The sequence below is a fragment of the Streptomyces sp. NPDC007162 genome, assembly GCF_040634175.1.
Taxonomy (GTDB): Bacteria; Actinomycetota; Actinomycetes; order Streptomycetales; family Streptomycetaceae; genus Streptomyces.
Genome location: NZ_JBEYFC010000635.1, coordinates 1 through 4,410, shown reverse-complemented (window position 1 = coordinate 4,410; position 4,410 = coordinate 1). Strand labels below are relative to the sequence as shown.

5 protein-coding genes and 1 pseudogene are annotated in these 4,410 nt (G+C 73.2%); all 6 read right to left on the bottom strand.

Features of this window, described 5'->3' with window-relative positions; all coding sequences use genetic code 11:
• Nucleotides 1-326: pseudogene (locus ABZ646_RS40990) on the bottom strand (hypothetical protein); the annotation flags it as partial.
• Nucleotides 323-1,084 carry an SDR family oxidoreductase gene (locus ABZ646_RS40985; protein WP_360531188.1) on the bottom strand — a complete coding sequence of 254 codons (762 nt, stop codon included), beginning with the start codon at nucleotides 1,082-1,084 and terminating at the stop codon, nucleotides 323-325. The gene ABZ646_RS40985 and the pseudogene ABZ646_RS40990, both read right to left, overlap by 4 nt.
• Nucleotides 1,081-2,124, bottom strand: coding sequence for an alcohol dehydrogenase catalytic domain-containing protein (locus ABZ646_RS40980; protein WP_360531185.1), 1,044 nt, complete (start codon nucleotides 2,122-2,124; stop codon nucleotides 1,081-1,083). The genes ABZ646_RS40985 and ABZ646_RS40980 overlap by 4 nt, the downstream gene beginning before the upstream one ends.
• Nucleotides 2,121-2,558, bottom strand: coding sequence for an RbsD/FucU family protein (locus ABZ646_RS40975; protein WP_294002224.1), 438 nt, complete (start codon nucleotides 2,556-2,558; stop codon nucleotides 2,121-2,123). The genes ABZ646_RS40980 and ABZ646_RS40975 overlap by 4 nt, the downstream gene beginning before the upstream one ends.
• A gap of 12 nt (nucleotides 2,559-2,570) precedes the next feature.
• Entirely contained in the window at nucleotides 2,571-3,458 is an 888-nt protein-coding gene (locus ABZ646_RS40970) for an amidohydrolase family protein (RefSeq protein WP_360531181.1), read from the bottom strand.
• On the bottom strand, nucleotides 3,451-4,410 hold a 960-nt coding region (locus tag ABZ646_RS40965; protein WP_360531178.1), incomplete at its 5' end, for an enolase C-terminal domain-like protein. The genes ABZ646_RS40965 and ABZ646_RS40970, both read right to left, overlap by 8 nt.

Here is a 4,410-nt window from a genome sequence, read left to right as displayed (position 1 = left end):
TCCCCCACCACGAGCGCCGTGCGGCCGCCCTCCAGCGGGATCACGTCGAACCAGTCGCCGCCCACCTCGACGGTCGCGCCCGCCGGCTGGTAGCGTTCCGCCTGCTCCGCGGTGAGCACGGTCCCGGCGCCGACGGTCAGAGCGCCGTGCGCCGCCATCGCCTTCACGACCCGCTCGGCGTCCGGCGTGCGGAAGGTGACCTCCGCACAGCGGGCGCCGCCCGCCGCGAGTGCGTCGGCCAGGGGGCCGGCACTCGCGACGGACGCCACGGTGAGCACGGGCAGCAGACGCGCCCCCGCCAGTACGGCGGCCAGGTCCCCCGTCATCGTCCGAGCCATCCGCCGTCGACGGGCAGGGTGGTGCCGTGGATGTAGTCGGAGGCGGGCGAGGCGAGGAAGACGGTGGCGCCGGCGAGGTCGTCGGCGGTGCCCCAGCGTCCGGCGGGGATGCGCTCCAGGATGGCCTTGCTGCGGGCCGGATCGTCCTGGAGGGCCTGGGTGTTGTCGGTGGCGATGTAGCCGGGGGCGATGGCGTTGACGTTGACCCCGTGCGGCGCCCACTCGTTGGCCAGCGCCTTGGTCAGTCCGGCGATGCCGTGCTTGGCGGCGGTGTAGCCGGGGACGGTGATGCCGCCCTGGTAGCTGAGCAGGGAGGCGGTGAAGACGACCTTGCCGTGTCCGCGGGCCACCATGCCGGCGCCCACGGCCCGGGTGAGCGCGAACTGCGCGGTGAGGTTGACCTGGAGCACCAACTCCCAGTCGGCGTCGCTGTGTTGGGCGGCCGGGGTGCGGCGGATGGTGCCCGCGTTGTTGATCAGGATGTCCACGGGGCGTTCGCGTCCGGCGAGTTCCTCGCCCAGAGCGCGGACGGCGTCGGGGTCGGCGAAGTCGGTGCGGATCGCCTCGAAGGAACGCCCGGCCGCAAGGACGTCCTTCTCCACCTGGCTCCCGGACTGTTCCAGGTTGGCGCTGACACCGATCACGTCCGCGCCGGCCCGGGCGAGCGCCCGGGCCATCGCCTGGCCGATGCCGCGGCGGGCGCCGGTGACGACGGCGAGCTTCCCGGTGAGGTCGAAGGCGCTCATGCGGTGGCTCCCCGGGTGTCGTCGGTGCAGTCCACGAGGATCTTCATCACGTCTCCGCCGCTCTCCAGCGCCTCGAAGGCGGCCGGCGCCTCGGTCAGCGGCACGATCTTGGTGATCAGGCGCTGAGCGGGGATCGTGCCGTCGGCGACCAGGGCGACGGCCCGCTCGAAGTCGCCGCGGTCGTACAACCGGGCCCCGACGAGGGTGAGTTCACGCCAGAAGAAGCGGTGCAGGTTGACCTCGCGGGGCCGTGGGTGGATGGCGACCAGGCACAGCCGGCCGCGCACGCCGAGGACGTCGACGGCGGTGTCCACGCCGCCCGCCGCGCCGGAGACCTCGAAGGCGACGTCCGCTCCTGCCTCGCCCGCCCACTGCTGGACGAGTTCGGTGATGTCGGCTGCGGCCGGGTCCCAGGTCCTCAGGCCCAATTCCTCGGCGAGCAGCCTGCGGTGGGCGTTGAGTTCGACCACCCGTACCTCGGCGCCGGCGGCGCGGGCGACCAGGGCGATGAGGATTCCGACGGGTCCGCCGCCGACCACGACGGCCTTCTCGCCCTCCTTCACCGCCGCCCGGCCCACGTCGTGCACCGCGACCGCCGTCGGTTCGACGAGCGCGGCCTGGTCCAGCGGGAGGGAGTCGGGCAGGCGGATGAGGGCGGCGGCGGGCACGGTCCAGCGCTGCTGCATGGCACCGGGGGAGTCGATGCCGATGAAGTCCAGGTGCTGGCAGATGTGCTGGTGGCCGGCGCGGCAGGCCGGGCAGGTGTCGTCCCAGCGCAGCGGCATCACGGTGACCGCGTCGCCGGGGTGCCAGTCCTCGACGCCGGGTCCGACGCGGACGATCCGTCCGGCCATCTCGTGTCCCAGGACGGCGGGCGCGGCGACCCGGGCGTCCATGTCGCCGTGGAAGATGTGCAGGTCGGTTCCGCAGATGCCGACGTAGGCGGGAGCGAGTTCCACTTCGCCGGGGCCGGGCTCGGAGCCGGCCGCGGGCGCGGTGTCCAGGGTGCGGGCCGCGATGTAGCGGACGGCGAGAGTCATCGTGGGGTCAGGGTCCCTTCTGCGCGGACGCCGATGGTCAGCAGCAGGTTGGCGTAGGTACGGGTGTCACCGGTGACGACGGCGAGTGCCAGGTCGGGGGAGCGGGCGGCGTCGTAGAACGCGAAGCGGCCGAGCGTGTCGACGGGCACCGGCGCCAGTCGGGACCGGTACTCGGCGATGGCCGCCGGCTCCGGCTCGCCCTCGGGCGGCACCATCACCTGCGCCGCCTCCACGGGCAGGGCGCGCAGGAGCACGTCCAGGACGGTAGTGACGTCGAGGGTGCCGGGTGCCAGGTTGAGGTGGACGGTCCTGGCTCGTTCGCCGACGGCGGTGCTGGCGGGGTAGTGGCCGTCGGCGAGCAGGACACGGGCGCCGTGCCCGGCTCCGGCCAGCGCTTCGAGGATGCCGGGGTGCAGCAGTTCGGTCAGCAGCACGCAGTGCTCTCCTTACGTGTCGTTCTCGTGGTCGGACAGCCGGTAGAAGGCGGTCGCCGCGTCGCAGAGCACCGCCCGCCTCTCCTGCGGTGAGCAGTCGTCCAGCAGTTGTTCGGCGGCGGCCGCCCAGCGGGCCCAGCCTCCGGCGAGGACGCAGACCGGCCAGTCGGAGCCGAACATCAGCCGCTCCGGGCCGAAGGCGGCCAGCAGGGTGTCCCACACCGGGCGGATGTCGTCGAGCGTCCACCTGTCGTGGTCGGCCTCGGTGATCAGTCCGGAGACCTTGCACCGCACCTGCGGGTGGCCCGCCAGCTCGCGCACCTTGCGCATCCAGTCGGGCAGCGTGGGCTGTCCGACGGGCGGTTTGCCCGCGTGGTCCAGCACGAGCGGGAGGTCCGGGAAGCGCTGGGCGAGGCGGATCGCCTGGTCGAACTGGTGGCTGCGGATGAGCACGTCGTAGCCGAGGCCCCGGTCCCGTACGGCGCGCAGGCCCCGCTCGACGGACGGCTGCTGCAGCCACTCCGGGTCGGACTCCCCCTGCACCAGGTGGCGCAGGGCCCGCAGATACCCGCCCCCGGGCCCGGAGCGCAGTTCGTCGAGTACGTCGCCGACCGCGGGGGAGGTCAGGTCCGCCCAGCCGACCACCGCGCCGACCAGCGGCTCCGTGGCGGCGAGGTCGAGCAGCTCCGCCGTCTCCGCCACGGAGGTGACGCACTGCACGACCACCGTGCTCGTCAGCCGGCGTCCCGTCAGGGGCCGGTCGGCGGCTCGTCGCAGGTCCTCGACGCCGAGGCTGCGGCGGATCGGCTCAAGGCCGGGCTCCTCCAGCCAGGCCTGGGGCCGGCGGTCCAGGTCCCACACGTGGTGGTGGGCGTCGACCAGGGGCAGCGGTTCAGACACGGGCGGACCAGACCGGGCCGTCGGGGTAGCTGTACTCCTTGAGGGAGGCGGGGTGCATCTGCGCGCTCAGTCCGGGCAGCGTCGGGGCGAGGTAGTGGCCGTCGACGATGCGGACCGGGTCGACGAAGTGCTCGTGCAGGTGGTCGACGTACTCGATGACCCGGTCCTCGGTGGTGCCGGAGACGGCGACGTAGTCGAACATCGACAGGTGCTGCACCATCTCGCACAGGCCGACGCCGCCGGCGTGCGGGCAGACGGGCACGCCGAACTTCGCGGCCAGCAGCAGGATGGCGATGTTCTCGTTGACGCCGCCGACGCGGGCGGAGTCGATCTGCACGATGTCGACCGCGCCGGCCTGCAGCAGCTGCTTGAACACCACCCGGTTGGCGATGTGCTCGCCGGTGGCGACCTTGATGGGGCTGAGCGCCCTGCGGACGGCGGCGTGGCCGAGGATGTCGTCGGGGGAGGTGGGCTCCTCGATCCAGTACGGGTCGTAGGGGGCCAGGGCCCGCATCCAGTCGATGGCGGGCTGGACGTCCCATCTCTGGTTGGCGTCCACGGCGATCCGGATGTCCGGGCCGACGGTCTCGCGGGCGGTGCGCAGGCGCCGTATGTCGTCCTGCAGGTCGGCGCCCACCTTCAGCTTGATCTGCGTGAAGCCGTCCGCGACGGCCTCACGGGCGAGGCGGGCCAGCTTCTCGTCGGAGTAGCCGAGCCAGCCGGGGGTGGTGGTGTAGGCGGGATAGCCCTCGTCGAGGAGGTGGCCGATGCGCCGCTCGCGGCCGGGTTCGGCCCGGCGCAGGATCTCCAGCGCCTCGTCGGGGGTGAGCGCGTCGGACAGCCAGCGGAAGTCGACCTGGGCGACCAGCTCCTCCGGCGACATCTCGCCCAGCAAGCGCCACACCGGCTTGCCCGCCCGCTTGGCGGCCAGGTCCCAGGCGGCGTTGACGAC